Origin of the sequence: Micromonospora fiedleri (assembly GCF_016774385.1) — a bacterium.
GTDB lineage: Bacteria > Actinomycetota > Actinomycetes > Mycobacteriales > Micromonosporaceae > Micromonospora > Micromonospora gifhornensis.
This window is the reverse complement of sequence record NZ_JAETXL010000020.1, coordinates 13,268-30,040: the sequence shown is the minus strand read 5'-3', so window position 1 is coordinate 30,040 and position 16,773 is coordinate 13,268. Positions and strand designations below refer to the sequence as shown.

Below are 16,773 nucleotides of genomic sequence, written 5' to 3'. Positions count from 1 at the left end.
CCGTGGGCATCTCAATGCCGCCCTGGTCTTAGTTGCCCTTGCGGGCATGGATGAACCGGCGTTCGTAGGAACTCAGGAGCACCGTGGGGTCGGCCATGAGCGCGGCGAACCGGTCGGCGTCCGCGTCGGTGATGCCGGTGAGGTGGGGCCGTCGGTGTGTGACGACGCCGGTGACGAGGCGGCCTCCGGGGCCGCCTCCGGTCCAGGTTTCGGTGGTGGTGTGGACGCAGTACTGCACCATGCCGTTGTTCAGGAGGAGGGTTTCGGGGTCAGCCGTCCAGGTGCCGCCGTCACGGTTGGTGATGGTGGTGTGGAGCTGCTGCATGACGGCGTGGATGAGGGTGGCGTCTTCGTTGTCGGGGGCTCGGTGGATCCGCGGCGGGGTGGGTGTGAAGTCGGCGAGGACGAGCCAGCCGCCCGGCCGCAGCCGGGCGATCATCTGCTCCACCACGTCGATGGGGTCACGTAGTGGGTGGGGCCAGCGGGCGATGATGTGGTCGTAGCTGTCCAGCTTGCCGGGCAGCATCTCTCGGTCGAGGTCCCGTGCGGCGGGGTCGATGACGCTGGTGGGAGTGAGCTGGCTGGTGTCGGTGTCGACTGCGGTGACTGAGCCGTAGCGGCCGACGAGTTGGGCCAGGCGGGCGGTGATATTGCCGGTACCGGCACCGATTTCCAGGATCCGCTGGTTGGTTCTGATGTCGAGCCGGTCGAGGTCGGTGAGGAAGATCGGGTCGAGGAGTGGGGGCGCGGTGTGGGCGGGCAGCGGCGTGGTGGTCATGCGTTCCTCCTGCTGTCGGCGGTGTTGGTGATGCCGCCGGCATCGGTGCCGGTGGCGTCTGAGGTGCTTGTCAGTTGCTGGTAGTGGCGGTGGTGGGCGGGCGGATGAGTTTGAGGAACTCGGTGGCCTCTTGGATCACGTCGTCTTGGTGGTGCAGGAGGGGTTCGGCGGCGTACTCGGCGGCGACGTCGGCGTAGGGGTCCGGGATTCCGGTGGTGTGACCGGACAGTTCTTCCAGGAACGCCAGGACGCAGAACGGCACGTACCAGGGGTTGTAGCCGCCCTCGTGAGTGGCGACGAGGCGTCCGTGGCAGAGCCGGTCGGCCGCGTCGACGAGGAGTCGGGTCATGGTGCGGTAGCTGTCGGCGGTGAGGACCTGCCGGGCCATGGGGTCCCAGGCGTTCGCGTCGAAGCCGGCCGCGAGCAGGATCAGGTCGGGCTTGAACCGGTCGAGGGCCGGGATGACGACTTGGCGCATGGCCTTGAGGTAGGCGGCGTGCCCGCTGCCGGCGGGTAGTGGCACGTTGAGGGCGTACCCGGTGCCGTCGCGTACACCGTGTTCGTGGATCCAGCCCGAGTTGGGCGGGTAGGACAAGGCTTGGTGCAGGGAGATGGTGAGCACGGTCGGATCGGTGTAGAAGATCGACTGGGTGCCGTTGCCGTGATGGGCGTCCCAGTCCACGATCGCGATCCGCGGCAGGCCGAGTTCGGCTTGGGCGTGCCTGGCGGCGACCGCGAGGGAGTTGAACAGGCAGAAACCCTGGCCGGAGTCCGCCGTGGCGTGGTGGCCGGGTGGCCGTGTCAGGGCGTATCCCCGGGTGAGCTCACCTTTCGCGACTGCGGTGACGAGTTCGACCAGGCCACCGGCGGCAAGTCGGGCGATGTCGTAGCTGCCGCGGCCTACCGGGCTGAAGCCGTCGCCGGCGTCTCCGCCGCTGCGCTCGCTCTGTTCCTTGATGCGCTGCACGTGGTCGCCGGTGTGAACCCGCAAAAGTTCGGTCATGGTGGCTTCGCGGGGCTCGATGACGACGAGTTTGTGGAGCAGGCCGCAGGCGTGGATCAGCTCGTGGGTGCGTCGTTTGGCGTCGGCGGCTTCGACGTGCTTGCCGGGTTGAACGCCTGCTAACGGGTCCGCGGGACGCAGGCCGGCGCTGGTGCCGGTGTCGTGCCATGCGAACAGCGGGTGGTAGACGTAGCCGGTGGGCATGGTTTCACCTCCGTGAGCGGGGCCGAGGGATCGGTGCCCTGACAGCGCCTGTCAGGTCGGCGGCGAGGGCGTCGATCTGGCCTTTGGTGATGCCGGGCATGCAGATGAGGTGGCTGACCGGTCCGTCGGTGGCCAGCAGCCACCTCGCGCGTACCGGCTCGGGCGGGGTGGGCAGTACGACGGTGAAGGCGTGGGGGTACCGCCACGCTCTCCAGCCGGCCGCGCGGATCTTCTCGACGGCGTACGCGGCGACGCGACGGGCCTCGGTGGCACGCCAGCGGTGTCCTTCGCGGCCGTGGGTGGCGATGGCGTGCCAGAGCAGGGCGGCGGCCAGGCCGCAGCGGGAGCCGGTGACGGTGGTGTCGACGCTGTTGGTGTAGGCGATCGGCTGCTTGGCCGGGTTGCGGACGCTGTCGCGGATGAGGACCACCCCGCACGGGGTCGGCACACCGAGGAACTTGTGGCCGCTGATGGCGATGCTGCCGATGCCGCCGGCATCATCGAGGCGCAGCTTCCCGTCGAGAGCGAGCGGGATCCCCGACAACGCCGCGTCGACGTGCAGGTGCCCGACCATGCCGTGCTCGGCGAGGATCGCACGGATGCGGGAGGTGTCGTCCACGGCCTCGGTCATGGTGGTGCCGGCGGTGGCGACCACGATCGCCGGCCACCGCCGGCGCCTCCGGATCAGCTCGGCGAGGTGGTCGTAGTCCATCTCCCCGTCCGGGTGCGCCCGCACGACCGCCTGGTAGGCGCCGAGCATGCCCACGATCTTCGGGATCGAGTAGTGGGCGGCCTCGGAGAAGAAGATCCGCGCGGTCGGCCACCGCCGGTACGCGGCGAGCAGTGCGGAGAGGTTGCCTTCGGTGCCGCCGGTGGTGACGTAGCCCCACCGGTCGTCGGCGGGCATGGCGAGCAGCTCGGCGACCCAGGCGATCACGGCCTGTTCCAGCACCCGCGTGTGCGCCACCCCGCCTCGGTCGGAAGGGTCGCCGATGTTGTTCCACAGGCGGCTACCGAGACGGGTCATGACTGCGGTGTGGTCGAGGTCGACGGCACCGGGGTAGCCGATGCTGGTCGGCGCGGTGGCAGCGGCGTCCTGAACGAGGTGGTCGAGGACGGCGGTGACGTCGATGTCCTCGCGGCTGAGGTCCGCGGCGACGGCCAGGTCGAGGATCGGGGTGGGCGTCACGCCGCCGGCTCCTCGCACAGATGATGCTTCAGGGCGCCGTGCAGGCTGGCGAGCTGCCGCCACACCTCGCGGATGGCGTAGTCGCCCTGCTCGGTGAGGTTCTTGTGCGGGTTATGCCAGTGCGGGTTCCAGTTCGGTTCGAGGGGCCGGCTGCTGCGCACGCCCGAGTTGCCGCTGCGGGCGTGTGGGTCCCGATCGACCTGTATGGCGGTGTCGTCGGTCAGCAGCACGTAGCAGCGGCCCTTGAGGTCGAAGGCCGACCTCCTGTAGCCGCCGGACGGATTGCGGAGGGTTTGCGCGAGCTGGTACCAGGAGCCGTCGTCGGAGTCCAGGGTGCTCACACCCGCACCGGCATAGGTCGCGTCCGGCGGGAGGGTCATGTCTCCGCCGTTGACCATCGACCGCTCCGGACCGAGCGGATGCCACGAGCGCCGCAGCGCCTTCGCATGGGCGATGTTGCCCTTGACGATGCCGGCCAGGTCCGCCAACAGCGCGCGGAGATCGTTCGACTCGGGAGCCGCCAGGAACAGCCGAAACGCCGTGTGAAGCCGGAAGCCCTGGGGTTCCGTCGGCGCGTCGGAGGTGAAGAACAGCATCACCCCGTGTGGGCCGAGGGCTTCCCGCGTCCCGTACCGTTCGTCGGCCGCATGGATGTGGCCGGAGTTGAAGCGCGTGCACCGGTACACCACCTGCTGACGCAGATCCGCCCACCAGCGATCGTCGCGGCGAGGCGCCTCGACCTCCGGCTCTCCGGCCGCTGCGGATGGTGCCGACGCGACGGGCTCAGGTGCGGGCGGCTCGGGCGGGGGCTCCGGTAGACGCCGGTAGGCGCCAGCAGGAGGTCCGTAGCCGGGCTCGGGTGGTGGCCCATAGCCGGGCGGCGGCCCGTAGTCAGACGGCGGCCCATAACCGGGTGCCGGCCCGTAGCCGGGCGGCGGTCGATGCTCGGCGGATCGGGGCACCCCGATGTGCCCCTGGCTCCAGCCGGGATGCACAGGGTCGACAGGGCCGTTCTGGCGGCCGGCGGATCGTTGCGCATGCGTCATCATCACGGCCCTTGTCAGATCGAGACGTTGATGGCGTCGGGCACAGCGTTCGGCTGCGGGGTACCACGGCCGATTGCGGCGTAGACCTCCGGCCGGGACTGCCGCAGGTGCCCGGCCCACATCCCGCCGATGACCGCAGCAGCGATAATGATCGCGGGCAGCAGCAGCGGGACCACCGATCCCGGCGCGGCACCGAGCAAGCTCCCGACGTTGAACACCATCGCGGCAAGCACCGCCGCTCCGGCGAGCAAACCCAGCACGGGCGCGACCTTCCACTCCCACACGCCGGCCCGCTCACCCTGCACCTCGGCCGGAGCGCGCAGCGCGGCCAGCGACGCGGCCAGCAGCAGGCACAACAGCCCCATCGCACCCAACGTCGACAGCCAGGTGAACATCTGCCCAATCGGGTCGGCGCCGGCCGCCGCGAACCCGGCCACCACCACCACGGCGATGACCGTCTGCGTCAGCGACCCGCCGCGCGGCGCGCTGACTCGCGCCCCACCCTCGGCACCCGCGAGCCTTGCCGGCAGCACCCCCTCGCGCGCCATCGCGAACACGTACCGAGCGATCACCGAATGGAAAGACAGCTTCGAGCTGCCGATCCCGAACAGCAGCGTCACCCCCGCGACGACCACCAACCAGCTACCGACCCGACCCAGAATCGTGAACGGCAGATCGCCGTCCGCCGCAGCCATCTCCCCCACGAACGCAGGACCGACCGCCACGCCCATCGCCCACGCCGCCACCGCATACACCCCGCCGAGCACGAGCACCCCACCGATCGTGGCCCGGCCCACCGAACGCCGGTCGACAGCCTCCTCGACAAAGCTGCCCGAAGCATCGACGCCCATCACCGATGCCACGCAGAAGGCCACCGCCCCACCAAGGCCGCCAACCAGCAACCCCGACGCGTCGAAGCCATCCCAGGACACCCCACCCGCCGGCGGCTGGCCCAGAGCGGCCAACACGAACGCGGCCACGATCAGCAACGACACCACCAGCACAGCGGACAGCACCACAGTCGACCGGACGATCGGCGCGCGACCGAACGCACCCACGGCCGCGAGGGCGATACCCGCCCACACCCACCACACCCCACCGAGATGGGCAGCCACAGTGGCACCGAGCAGCCCGTACAGACTGATCCCGATCGCGTTGTATGCCACCAGAGCGACGAAACCGCCAGCCACACCCCAGCCACGCCCCAGACCACGGGCGAGGATGCCGTAGTAGGCGGCCGGATGCCCGACCTGACGCGCCATCGCCGTGTACCCCACCGCCAGCAACGCCACCGCAGCCGCCACCAGCACGTACGTCAACGGCAACGCCGTCACACCGGTGGTCGCGTAGATCGCCGGAATACCACCGACCAGCACCACCACCGGCGCCGACGCCTGCGATCCGAAGACCCACAACCCGAACGGCGTGACCGTGCGACGCGCCAACGCCACCTGCACCCCCGCCGTCATCGCCCCTCACCCCGCTCAGCGGCGTCCGGGCACGACGAGCTGCGGCAGCCGTCCACCGGATGCCGATCCACGGCGGCGGCGTTGACCGGCACCAGGTACACCGCCACCGGCCGCACCGGGCCGGAATGCCAGTAGCTCTGGTCGCGGGCGAGGCACCGTTCGGCCACGTCCTTGTCGGGCGTGAACCCGAACAGGTCGTGGCTGCCGTTGCGCCACTCGCGCCGGATCGCGTAACCCCACACGAACTCGGTCGACGTCCCGGCTCCCGCGTCCGGGACGGCACCAGCGGGACGCGCCAAGCCCAGCCGTGTGGCCAACCACTGCCCCACGTTGCGCCGTCGTGGGGCGGCTGTGGTGACGGGATCGGTGGCTGTGGTCAGCATGAGAAAGTCCTCCTCCAGAAGTTGGGTATGACGAGGTGGCCTGCTGACCGACGAAACGCCAGCAGGTGATCAACGTGATGTCAGAGCCGCGCCGCTCAGGGCGAACGCGGTGACGCCGTCAGCAGCAGCGCGCCGCGAAACGGAATCGCCGTGCGCTCGGCACGGACCCGAGCTGGCAACTCGTCACCCGTGGCGTCGCCGGGTCGTCCGGCGCGGGCTGGTGGTCGCCACATTCGCCACAGCACCGGACCACCGGGCTCCAGCAGGATCGGCGACCGCGGCACGTAACCGAGCCGGGCCAGCAGGCCATCCCGAGGACGGTCCGTACTCACCTCCGCGTACGCCGGCAGCCCCACCACGTCCAGGGACCGGTGGTAGCCGGCCAACAACGCGCTCCCTACCGCGGCCTGCCGACGGTCGGCGGCGACCGCCAGATGCGCGAGGTAGTGATGCGCCGTGTGCGGGTGCACCGCGTCGACGTACGCGTGCAGCAGACCGATCCGGGTCGCATGCGCGCCGAGCAGCCGATGCAGGTCGTACATCCACACCGCGGACGCCGGTGGTGTCGCCGGCCGCGAGTACCAGATCGCGACGGCGGCATGGTCGTCAGTCGTGTCGACCTGGCCGTGTGCCAACCCCTGCGCCACGACGAACCGCGCGTACCGCCGCAACACCGCCGGGCGTTCGGCCGCATCCGGTACCAGCCAGGCACCCAACCGCTGACTCAGCAGCGCGTCCGCCAGCACCCTGGACAGGACGGCCGCATCATCGCCGGTCGCGCGACGGACACCGGATTCCATCAGCCGCATCTCAGCTCCCCGAAACTTGATTGACGCCGTCACGCTCGGCGTCGTCGTCCCGCTCCGACCCACACGACGGCGCGGACCGCTGGCGACTCCCCCACGCCGCCGAACCGGGTGTCCGCTGGAAGGTGGCGGCCACGTGCAGGCTGTCGACAGCGACCCCGGCCGCAGGCAGGCGACGCCGCGCCGCCTCGATCAGCTGCGGTGGGCCACAGACGTAGACCGCCTGACCCGCCCGGTAGTGGGACAACGCCGCCGTGAGCACGTCCCCCTGAGCAGCCGGCTCGACATCACGGTCGTGCGAGAAGGCCAACACCACCGTCAGCCAGTCACGATGCGCCGAAGCGAGCTTGTCGAGCGCCACCGCGTCATACAGGTCCAGCAGCGTGCGCGACCCCACCACCAACGTCACCAGCCGCGCGGCCGGCGCCGACGCGACCTGCTCCACCAACGCCCGCAACGGGGCAAGACCCGTACCGCCGGCTACCAGCAACAGGTCAGCATCACCGGACGCCTCCAACGACAACCCGACATCACACGCCGGCCCCAACCACACCAACTCCCCCGGCGCGACCCGCTCGACCAGCACCGGCGACACCGGACCTCCCGCCACCGCACGGACGTGGAACTCCACCGTCCCGTCCGGACGAGGGGCGTTCGCCGGCGAGTACCAGCGCCATACGCCCGGCACACGCGGCGTACACACCGGCAGTGCTTGACCGGGTCGGTACCGCAGCCGCCGTGCCGGGCGGACCGTCAACACCGCCACGCCATCGGCCGCCGCCTCACAGGCCTCGACCTCGCCGACCGTGACATGCGGGCCGTCACCCAACACGCCCGCCGCCCGCTCGGCCAACCGGAGGATCCGGCGGCAGCCCCGCTCCCAGACACCGTGCAGCTCCGGCTCCCAGCAGTCACCTGCGAACCGGCGCACCGTGTCCACCATCGCCGCTGCCACCACTGTGCCGTGATACGGGTACAGGCCGAAACGCTGATGCATCCGACCCAACGCCGCCAACCCCGCACGCCGGCCGGCTGCAGCATCTCTGCCAGCAACCAGCTGCCCCAGCGTGGAGAAGAACATCGGCGCAACCTGGTGCGGGAGGAAGCGCACGCTCCGGTCCTCCATGAACGCCCAGAATTGATCGGCGGCGCGGTCGTGTGCGGCGAGGGCCCCCGCAAGCGACTGTGCTGGATCGTTCATCAGCCGGTCGGCTCCTGCGACGACGGCCTCTTTCGGCCAGAGCCCGGGCGGGCCGGGCAGCCGAGGAAGCTGGAGGCCGGACGACCGGGGCGCAAGGCCGGCACGGTAGGGCCGCTGGTCTGCACCTCGAAGAGATCGATGCTGCGGGTTGCGTGGGTCGGTGTCGGACCGTCCGCACGACCTCCGAGGGACGTCGCGACGGCTGTGCTGCCCGATAACGGAAAGCCGAGAGGATTGAACGGCCGGTCGTCGGCCGGGAGGAACCACTTCATCCGGCGTATTCACCCCTCCTATACCTGCGGCATTGACGAATAGCTCGCTGCAAGTCAACGATCACGCAACGCCGCGGAGCTGGGAATGCCGACCTCCGGTCCGACCTCACGCACCGACTTGCGGTCCGACCGGCACCTGACCTGGAAATCGTGGCGGCGCCAGCGGACCCCCCCGTGCATGACACGCCTTCCTGGAGATTCGTTTTGCAAGTAGTGCGCCTTTGGCTGGTTCGACGCGAAGGGGTGGAACAGGCACTCCAAGCGTCACGCCCTGACGTGAATGGTCGAGGCATGCGGGATCGTCAACTACTCCGCAGACGCCACGCCGCACCGGAATTTCTTGACCTTCGGTTTGCCCGCCACCACCATGGCAGCAATGGACGACGCAACAAGGTTGCGCTTCGGCTGGCGCCGGCGGCGCGGCCCACACGCCGCCCTGAGTCCTGTCTGGTCGACTGGGAGGGGGTGCCCGTGCCTCGTCATCCCGAGACGATGATCGTGCCGAACACTGTCCTCGCCGAGAGACGCGCCGGGCTGCCGTCGCCCCGGCGGCCTGGGCAGCGCATGTCCCGCGCCGAGTTGGCCGACGCCGTCAACGCCGCCCTGGACCAGCTCTACCCGGGCCGGAACCTCACCGCTCACTACGTCGACCACCGCTGGGTCGGCAAACTGGAACGCGGGGAGCACCGCTGGCCCAGCGAACAACGCCGGGCCGGCCTGCGGCACGTTCTCGGCGCCGACACCGACGCCGGACTCGGTCTCTACAACCCACGACGCACCGACGGTCGCCTGACCTCCGATCACCAGCGATATCTGCGAGTCGGGAGCATGGCAGCGGTCACCACCGCGTTCACCGCAGCGAATACTGCTGCACGGGATCCCGATAGGCGCGATAGATTCGCAAACGAGGCGGATATCGTGATGGCTGAGGCAGACGGACAAGAGCGGCATGGCCACGTCAGCCGCCGCGTCCTCCTACAGGTGCTGCCCACAGGTGTGGTGGCGTCACTGACGGGCGCCGATCGGGTGGCTGCGCGATCGACTGAGGTAGATCCGGCCGTCGTGGAACATTTCGCAGTGCTGCGGTCAGTGCTGGTGGAGTCGGACAACCGGGTGGGAGCGGCTGCCGTCTTACCGACTGCCCGGCAACAGCTTGACCATATCGCCGGCTACCGCCGAGCTGCCCGAGGCGCTTTGCATGACGCGCTGTTGAGCACCGAAGCACGGTGGGCGGAGTTCGCCGGCTGGCTCAGCGACGACCTAGGCGATCGTGACGCCGGTGCCTGGTGGCTCGCCCAAGCGTTGGCGATGGCCCAGGAAGCCGGAGACGTCGAGTTCACCGCCTACGTGTTCGCCCGTATGGCGCAACGGGCCGCCGACGCCGCTGACCAGGACCGGGTCCTCGGCCTCGCACACGCCGCCGAACGTGCCGGCAGCAGCCGGGAGCAGGTTCGGGCTTTCGCAGCGGTGCAACGCGCACACGGCCACGCTGTCGACGGCGACACCACCGGTTTCCGAACCGCCGTCGACGATGCCCAACACCTCGCCGCCACGACAGGTGCGGATGCCCACGGCCTCGGCTCGTTCTGTACCACCGCGTACGTCAGCGCGCAGGAAGGCGACGGCTGGCTTCGGCTGGGCCACCCCCGTACCGCCATCCGCTGCTTCAACCGGGCCCTCAAAGAGTGGCCGGAATCGTACCAACGCGAGCGGGGCCGCTACCTTGCACGTGCCGCCGCCGCCCACGCCGCCGCCAATGAACCCGAGCAGGCCGCCGACGCTGCCCTCGCCGCGCTCAACCTTGCCCGCCTCACCGGGTCGACGCGAACCCACCGTCAGATCAAGGCGGTCAGCCACCAGCTCACGGCCTTCTCCACCGAGCCCGCTGTGCAACGCTTCCAGGCCGCGCTGACCACATCCCCGCCGACGGCATGACCGACACCCGCAATCCCGCTCACCGCGTCGACGTCACTTTCATCGGCCGGGCCAACATCGACCTGACCATCCAGGTTCCCCACCGCGCCCGCCCAGGCCGCACCGCCAAAGGCTCCCCCTTGACCGTCAGCGCCGGCGGCAAGAGCCTCAATCAGGCCATTGCCGCCGCCCGCCACGGCGGACAGGCCGCGCTGATCGCCAACGTCGGCGCCGACGCCTGGGGCCACCACATCACCACAACCCTGTCCGGCGCTGGCGTCGACACCCGCCACATCCGACTGATCCCCGGCGCCAGCACCGGCGCGGCCATCATCGAGGTCACCCCCGACGGCGAAAGCTACATCACCCTCGCCCTCTCACCCGCCACCGAGCTCACCACCGACGACATCAACCACGCCACCGCCGGCCTCACCACGCAAGCAGTGGTCGTCCAACTCGACCTGCCACCCGAACCCGTAACCACGCTGCTGAGCCACCGCCGCGCACCGATCCTCATCGGCAACCTCGTTCCCCACCCCCACCTCGACCCCGCTCTTCTACAGCGCCTCGACATCCTCGTGGTCAACCAGCACGAAGCCGCCGCCATCCTCCGAACCACCACTGATGATCCCGTGAACGCCGCAGTCGCACTCCGACGCCTCGGCCCTCCTGCCGTCATCGTCACCGTAGGCCAGCACGGCGCCGCCTACTCCCATCCCCACGGAACCGGCACCGTACCCGCGCCCACCGTCCAAGCCATCGACACCACCGGAGCCGGCGACGCCTTCCTCGGCAGCCTCGCCCTCGACCTTGCCCGCAACACCCCACTACACGACGCCATCACCACCGCCGTCCGCACCGGCTCTCACACCGTCCAACACATCAGCGCCCACACACCGGCTCGCGAGACCTCATAAGAGCGTCTCTCCGGGTGGTGAGTTTGAGGTAGCGCCTGTGGCAGGTGAGGGCGGCGGCGAGGGTGACGAACGCGCAGTAGAGGCTGGCCGAGCGCTCGAAGCGGATGGTCAGCCGGTGGTAGCCGGTGAACCAGGTGAAGGTCCGTTCGATGACCCAGCGGTGCCGGCCGAGAAGGTTCGGGGATTCGATGCCGCGTCGGGCGATGCGGGGGTCAGATGCACTGCTGGCGGAGCATGCGCCGTGGGTGGGGGTAGTCGTAGCCTTTGTCGGCGTGCAGCTTGTCCGGGCGTCGTCGGCGGGGGCCGCGTCGGGAGCGGTTGGGAGGATGGCTTTGGACCGGTCAGAGTGACCCCCTTCGCCCGCGCGTTTGCGGCGGCGGCAGGGGACCAGTCGACCAGCCCTTGCGCGCCGAGCTGGTTCAACGCGGCGACCTGCAGCCGCCGCCACAAGCCGGCGCCCGTCCACGCCGTAAAGCGGCGATGCGCGGTGGCTCTGGACACACCGAACCCGAGCGGTAGGTGCCGCCACGCACAACCGGTGGTCAGTACGTACACGATCGTGGGCGAACGCCGCCCGCGCGTCGATCGGCGGTGTACCTCCGCCCTGCCGACGTCGAGGCGGTGGCGGGATCAACAACAGACCGGCCAGGTTCCACAACTCGTCAGGCACTAACTGCCGGATCAACCGCACGTCCACAGTAGAGGGGACCTACCATCCCAGGCCACCCGACCGCCACCCGAGACACACCCTAACTCCTGACGATAGCCGGAGCGTGTCAATTCATCTGGTAGCTGCATTGCACCCTTCCGAAGAGCTCGTGTCGGCGGCAGCAAAACGTCCAATGTTGGGCCGCTCGAATTGCTTCGCGCTCCGAATGGTCGCTCGATTCGAATGGAGTCGTCGATACCGGAAATGCGGACAAAGAATGTTGTCCGCATTGAATTTGTCGCTCTCGAAGGTGAGCGGGACGCGGCAGTTCGAGCCGTGCGTCCAGCAACAAGGACAAAGTGCTTGCGCGTAGAGTCGGCCGTGTCTGAGGAGCACTCGCTCGGCTCGGCGGCACGACAACTTCTGCTGCGCCGTCGCCAGCGCACCGGAGGCCTGTCGACGAAGGATCACTGTCGTCCGGTTGCGCACGGAAGTTGTTCGAGGAGGACCCGTGAGACTGGCGGACAGGATCGTTGCGATCTCGGCGGAGGACGCGGTTCGCGCCTCTGTGAGCTATGACCAGTTGCGTGCCGGGGATGGCGTGCTGTACTGGTTGGAGACCCGCCCCGAAGCCGGCGGGGTCGCGACGGTTACATGTTGGCGACCCGGCGAGGGTGCGCGAGACGTCAGTCCGGAGGGCTTCGACGTCACCAGCGGCGTTCACGCGTATGGCGGCGGGGCGTTCGCTGTCGCTGAAGGGACGTTGTGGTGCGTCGGCGGAGACGGCCTTTACCGGAGCCGTCTTTACGGCGATGAACTCGAGTTGGTCAGTCTGGGATCCTTCGGCGACCTGACGATCGGCGACGGCGAGTTACTGGCTGTACGGGAGTCGGAGCATGGTGACGACCTCATCGCGGTGTCCCTCACAGGCGTCCCGAACATACGGGCTCTCGCTGTATCCCAGGGATTTCTCGGCGCACCTCGGCCGGGTCCAGGCAGGTTGGCCTGGACCACCTGGAGCGAGCACGACATGCCCTGGGATAGGTGTGAGATATGGGTCGCCTCCTACTCGCCACGCGGCCAGGTCGAGAACCCGGTAAAGCTCGCCGGCAGTGCGGAAGAGTCGGCGGTGGAGCCGAGGTGGGGTCCCGACGGGGCGTTGTACTTCGTGTCAGACCGCAGTGGCTGGTGGAACCTCTACCGGTGGGACGGCCACCAGGTGAAACCGGTGGCACCGATCGCAGGTGAGTGCGCCGCAGAGCCGTGGGAGCTGGGCTACGCGTCGTATGACTTCCTTGACGACGGCCGGATCGTTGTAGCGGTGCAGGACGGGCCGCGGCACCGCCTTGTCCTCATCGGCCCTGACGGCACTATTCGTCCGGTCGACCTTCCATATACATCCATCAAGCCCTATCTGGTCGTTCAAGGGACGACGGTGGCGTTGATCGGGTCATCGCCGACCGCGGCCCCACAGGTCGCGCTCGTGCATCTCACGGCCGCCGATCCTCGGGTGGAGGTACTTGCCCGGTCGGAGCACGCCAGACTCGACGGGGCGCAAGTGTCGACGCCGACGGAACTGCGGGTTCATGTCGCGGGTGATCGAGAGGTACTTGCCCTGGTGTATCCGCCGACGGCCTCGGCGGCGAACTGGCGGGCACCGGTGATCGTGCGGGCGCATCCTGGGCCTACCGCCTCGTGCCTGCTGCGTCTGGGCTGGCAGGCGCAGTTCTTCACCAGTCGGGGATTCGCCGTCGTGGACGTCGACTATGTCGGCAGCACCGGGTATGGGCGGGCCTTCCGGGAAGCGCTGTACGGCCGGTGGGGCCTCGACGACGTTGATGACTGTATGGCGGTGGCGGACCATCTGCTCGCAACAGGACGAGCCGTGCCGGGTCAAGTCTTCATTCGCGGAGCCAGCGCCGGCGGATACACAGCTTTGCACGCGGTGGCGCAGAGCGGTCCGTTCGCTGCCGCCACGGCCGTGTCAGCGATCGTGGATCCCGACCGTTGGGTGGGAACCGTGCCTAGGTTTCAGCGCGCGCATGCCAGACGGCTGCGAGGCGGTGCCGGGCGGGTCGATGCCGCAACCCTTCAGCGGCCGGTGCTGCTCGTTCACGGCACCGCCGACGACGTGGCAGTGGTCGAGGATGTGCGAGAGCTCGCTGAACAACTGACAGCTCACGGCGTGCCCCACGACGTGCTACTCCTTCCCGACGTCGGCCACTACGTGGCGACCTCCGCCCGGGCCGGCACGGCGCTGGAGGCGGAACTCGCGCATTACCGTTTCGTGATGACGGCCGCGGCTGCCGAACGCGGGGACTATACGGCGGCCAGTGGTAGCTGAGAACGAACGTACTCGCCGAACTCACGGACCTCCGTCGGGCTTGACGGACTCGCGGCCGTCTGGCTAGGTGGCGCCGCCCAGGGCTTACTTGACCCTGACGCTGCCCGCCAGCACGATAGCGGCAGCGGGTGACGCGATGCTGCTACCGCCCTAGTTTCGTGCCTCCCGGCGGACCCGCCCGCGCATCCTTTATGAGTCCAGACTGACCCACGGGGAGGAGGCGTCAGTGCCTCGTCATCCGGACACGCTGATCACACCGAACACGCTCCTCGCCGAGAGACGCGCCGGTCTGCCATCGCCCCGGCGGCCTGGGCAGCGCATGTCCCGGACCGAGCTGGCCGATGCTGTCAACGTCGCCCTGGATCGGCATCACCCGGGCCGGAACCTCGCCGCCCACTACGTTGACTCCCGCTGGGTCGGCAAACTCGAACGTGGAGAACACCGCTGGCCAAGCCGCGAACGCCGCACCGCCCTCCGCCAGGTGCTCGGCGTGACCACCGACACCGAACTCGGCCTCTACTGCCCGCGACGCACCGAAAGCCGCGCGATCCCCGATCGCCGGCAAGTAACGGCTGCATGGTTCGGCAAGCTGCCAGGTGACCTTGCGCAGCTTCCGGGACCGTGGACGTCCGGACTCGGGTTGCAGGCACCGGCCAGGATCGAGTGGCCTCATGTCGAGGCGCTTCAACGCAGCATCACCTTGTTCGAAGAGTGGGACCACCAGCACGGTGGCGGACTCGCTCGCGCCGCGATGGCCGGCCAGCTCGAATGGGCCTGCCGGGTCGCCCGTCAGGCGTCGGCCACCGAGACGGTACGCCGAACCTGGCTATCGACGGCAGCCCGACTTGCTGACCTTGCCGGATGGGCGTGCTTCGATTCAGGCGATGAACCCGCGACCACCCAGCGGTACCTCATTATGGCGATCCAGTTTGCTACCGAAGCCGAGGACGTGCAGCAACGGGCACACACCGCCACCACATTGGGCAGACATCTCACGTACGTCGGGCAGGTCTCGGACGCTCTTGATGTGATCGGCCTTGTTCACTCGGATTGGCGCGAGATTCCCTCACTGGGACGTGCGGCGGTTCGGATCGTGGAGGCTCGCGCCTATGCAAAGAGCCACGATTCGCGAGCGTGCATCCGCGCGGTCGCTCAATGCGATGAGGAGTTCTCCGCCAGTGGGTTGGATGGGATAAAAGATCCGGTTTGGAGCTACTACGCCGATGCCGGCCAGATTCTCGGTGACGCCGGCCATGCCCTGTTCGACATCGCCATGGCCACCCATGACCGCCAACAGATGGCCATGGCTATCAGTCGATTGCAGTCGGCGTACTCCTATCATCCGATGGAAGCTGCCAGATCGCGGGCTCTCACCATGATTAGGATTGCCTGCCTCCAGGTACGCAACGGCAATTTCGCCAGCGGGTTGAACTCGGTACGGGCTGGTTTGACTGACGCGCGGGGCGTTCACTCCAGCCGGCTGCGCGATGACCTTCGCGTACTTGAGTCCGTCCTCGCAAACTCCGACCCGGAGCCGAGCCTTGCAGGTGAGCTCGCGGCAGCGCGGGCGCACGTAGCCGAGACTGTGCGCCAGCAGGTCTAGTAGCCCGTCCAGCCGACGGGAGCGGTTCCGTCTCGCAACGTGGCGATGCGATGCCTCAGCTGACGCTGTCGTTGCGGATCGTTGTCCGCTGACTGAGCCAGCCATAACGTCATCCGCAGCATGCGAATCAGCCGCAGCACCGGCCACGACGGGCTAAGTCGGACATCGAATCCATACGTATGGACGAACTCGACGTACTGTGTTGCGGAGAACCATCCGCACTCGTAGTAGAGGGCCGTCAGAGTCAGATCCCATTCCGGCGGTCCAATACACACCGTCTCCAGATCCACGAATGCCTCTCGGCCGTCGGCCGCCACCAGGAGATTCTCCATATGTGCATCGCCGTGCAGCACCGCTTCACCAAGTGTGAATTTCGTCGTTGCCCATCGAACCGAGAGGTCATTACGTAACTGGCGAAGAAATAGACGGTCACGGAGTTCGAGACCAGCGCCCGCCTCTAGCCGCTCTTCGAACTTGTCAAACGGCGACAAGTAGGGCAAAAGATCTGTCGGAACGGCAACAGCGTGTACCCTACGCAGACATCTGGCGAGAGTAACCAAGTCGGCCGGCCGGCTATCGGGAAGATACTCCCACAGCGACACCACGTATTGCCCGACGATGATTGGCTCCGGCCGTGCGGGGTGAACGACAGGGATCTGTCGCGAGGCCAGCCAGACAGCGACCTCGATTTCCCGACGGGGGTTGCTGGACTTGACCGCCCTTGGTGCCACCCGCGCCAGCACACCAGCGCTCGGCAGCAGGACCGCCCCGTTCTCGCCGACGCGCACCACGGTGGCGTCGTCAGCCGACAGGCCCGCTCGGGTGGCTGCCGACGTCACCGCGTCGATCGCCTCTTCCGCACGCACCCGACCATCCTCCCTCGGCGCGGCCGAACCAGCTCGATGGCTCCCCGGCCGGCCTCGGCGTGCCTTTCTAGGCTTATGCGTTCTACGTATGGCAGGCAGCGCTCGCTCGACCCCGGCTACGGCAGCAGC

Annotated in this window: 13 protein-coding genes and 1 pseudogene; 4 read left to right on the top strand and 10 right to left on the bottom strand. The window is 68.5% G+C overall.

Annotated features, from left to right (window positions below):
• Positions 1 to 28: 28 nt before the first annotated feature.
• The 8 genes from JMF97_RS29985 to JMF97_RS29950 form a co-directional block, all read right to left on the bottom strand.
• Positions 29 to 778, bottom strand: coding sequence for a class I SAM-dependent methyltransferase (locus tag JMF97_RS29985; RefSeq protein ID WP_203224587.1), 750 nt, complete (start codon positions 776 to 778; stop codon positions 29 to 31).
• A 70-nt stretch (positions 779 to 848) separates the two neighbouring features.
• Complete coding sequence (locus JMF97_RS29980; protein ID WP_203224586.1) at positions 849 to 1,985, bottom strand: class II histone deacetylase; 1,137 nt, start codon at positions 1,983 to 1,985, stop codon at positions 849 to 851.
• 4 nt (positions 1,986 to 1,989) lie between these two features.
• Positions 1,990 to 3,174, bottom strand: coding sequence for a histidine decarboxylase (locus JMF97_RS29975; RefSeq protein ID WP_307817141.1), 1,185 nt, complete (start codon positions 3,172 to 3,174; stop codon positions 1,990 to 1,992).
• Positions 3,171 to 3,770 (bottom strand): hypothetical protein, encoded by a 600-nt coding sequence (locus tag JMF97_RS29970; protein ID WP_238360428.1) that lies wholly within the window; start codon positions 3,768 to 3,770, stop codon positions 3,171 to 3,173. Before JMF97_RS29970 ends, JMF97_RS29975 begins: the two co-directional genes overlap by 4 nt.
• 464 nt (positions 3,771 to 4,234) lie before the next feature.
• Complete coding sequence (locus JMF97_RS29965; protein WP_203224585.1) at positions 4,235 to 5,689, bottom strand: APC family permease; 1,455 nt, start codon at positions 5,687 to 5,689, stop codon at positions 4,235 to 4,237.
• Positions 5,686 to 6,072, bottom strand: a complete 387-nt coding sequence (locus JMF97_RS29960; protein ID WP_203224584.1) for a hypothetical protein — start codon at positions 6,070 to 6,072, stop codon at positions 5,686 to 5,688. The genes JMF97_RS29965 and JMF97_RS29960 overlap by 4 nt, the downstream gene beginning before the upstream one ends.
• A 95-nt stretch (positions 6,073 to 6,167) precedes the next feature.
• Positions 6,168 to 6,881 carry an N-acetyltransferase gene (locus JMF97_RS29955; RefSeq protein ID WP_238360427.1) on the bottom strand — a complete coding sequence of 238 codons (714 nt, stop codon included), beginning with the start codon at positions 6,879 to 6,881 and terminating at the stop codon, positions 6,168 to 6,170.
• A 1-nt stretch (position 6,882) separates the two neighbouring features.
• The gene (locus JMF97_RS29950; protein ID WP_203224583.1) at positions 6,883 to 8,079 is read right to left on the bottom strand and encodes an FAD-binding oxidoreductase; all 1,197 of its coding nucleotides are present in this window, start codon (positions 8,077 to 8,079) and stop codon (positions 6,883 to 6,885) included.
• Between the two features lie 563 nt (positions 8,080 to 8,642).
• Here JMF97_RS29950 and JMF97_RS29945 point away from each other — a divergent pair.
• Positions 8,643 to 10,286, top strand: coding sequence for an NsdA family TPR-like regulatory protein (locus JMF97_RS29945; protein WP_203224582.1), 1,644 nt, complete (start codon positions 8,643 to 8,645; stop codon positions 10,284 to 10,286).
• A complete protein-coding gene (locus JMF97_RS29940; RefSeq protein WP_203224581.1) occupies positions 10,283 to 11,182 on the top strand; it encodes a ribokinase in 900 nt (299 codons plus the stop codon). Before JMF97_RS29945 ends, JMF97_RS29940 begins: the two co-directional genes overlap by 4 nt.
• On the opposite strand, the pseudogene JMF97_RS29935 reads toward JMF97_RS29940, so the two are convergent.
• A pseudogene (locus JMF97_RS29935) lies at positions 11,148 to 11,867 on the bottom strand (transposase). The gene JMF97_RS29940 and the pseudogene JMF97_RS29935 overlap by 35 nt on opposite strands.
• Positions 11,868 to 12,342: 475 nt before the next feature.
• Between JMF97_RS29935 and JMF97_RS31595 the strand changes: the two are divergent.
• Complete coding sequence (locus tag JMF97_RS31595) at positions 12,343 to 14,175, top strand: S9 family peptidase (protein ID WP_307817140.1); 1,833 nt, start codon at positions 12,343 to 12,345, stop codon at positions 14,173 to 14,175.
• A 226-nt stretch (positions 14,176 to 14,401) separates the two neighbouring features.
• Entirely contained in the window at positions 14,402 to 15,778 is a 1,377-nt protein-coding gene (locus JMF97_RS29925; protein WP_203224580.1) for an NsdA family TPR-like regulatory protein, read from the top strand.
• Here JMF97_RS29925 and JMF97_RS29920 read toward each other — a convergent pair.
• Entirely contained in the window at positions 15,775 to 16,644 is an 870-nt protein-coding gene (locus JMF97_RS29920) for a phosphotransferase enzyme family protein (protein WP_203224579.1), read from the bottom strand. The genes JMF97_RS29925 and JMF97_RS29920 overlap by 4 nt on opposite strands.
• Positions 16,645 to 16,773 lie beyond the last annotated feature (129 nt).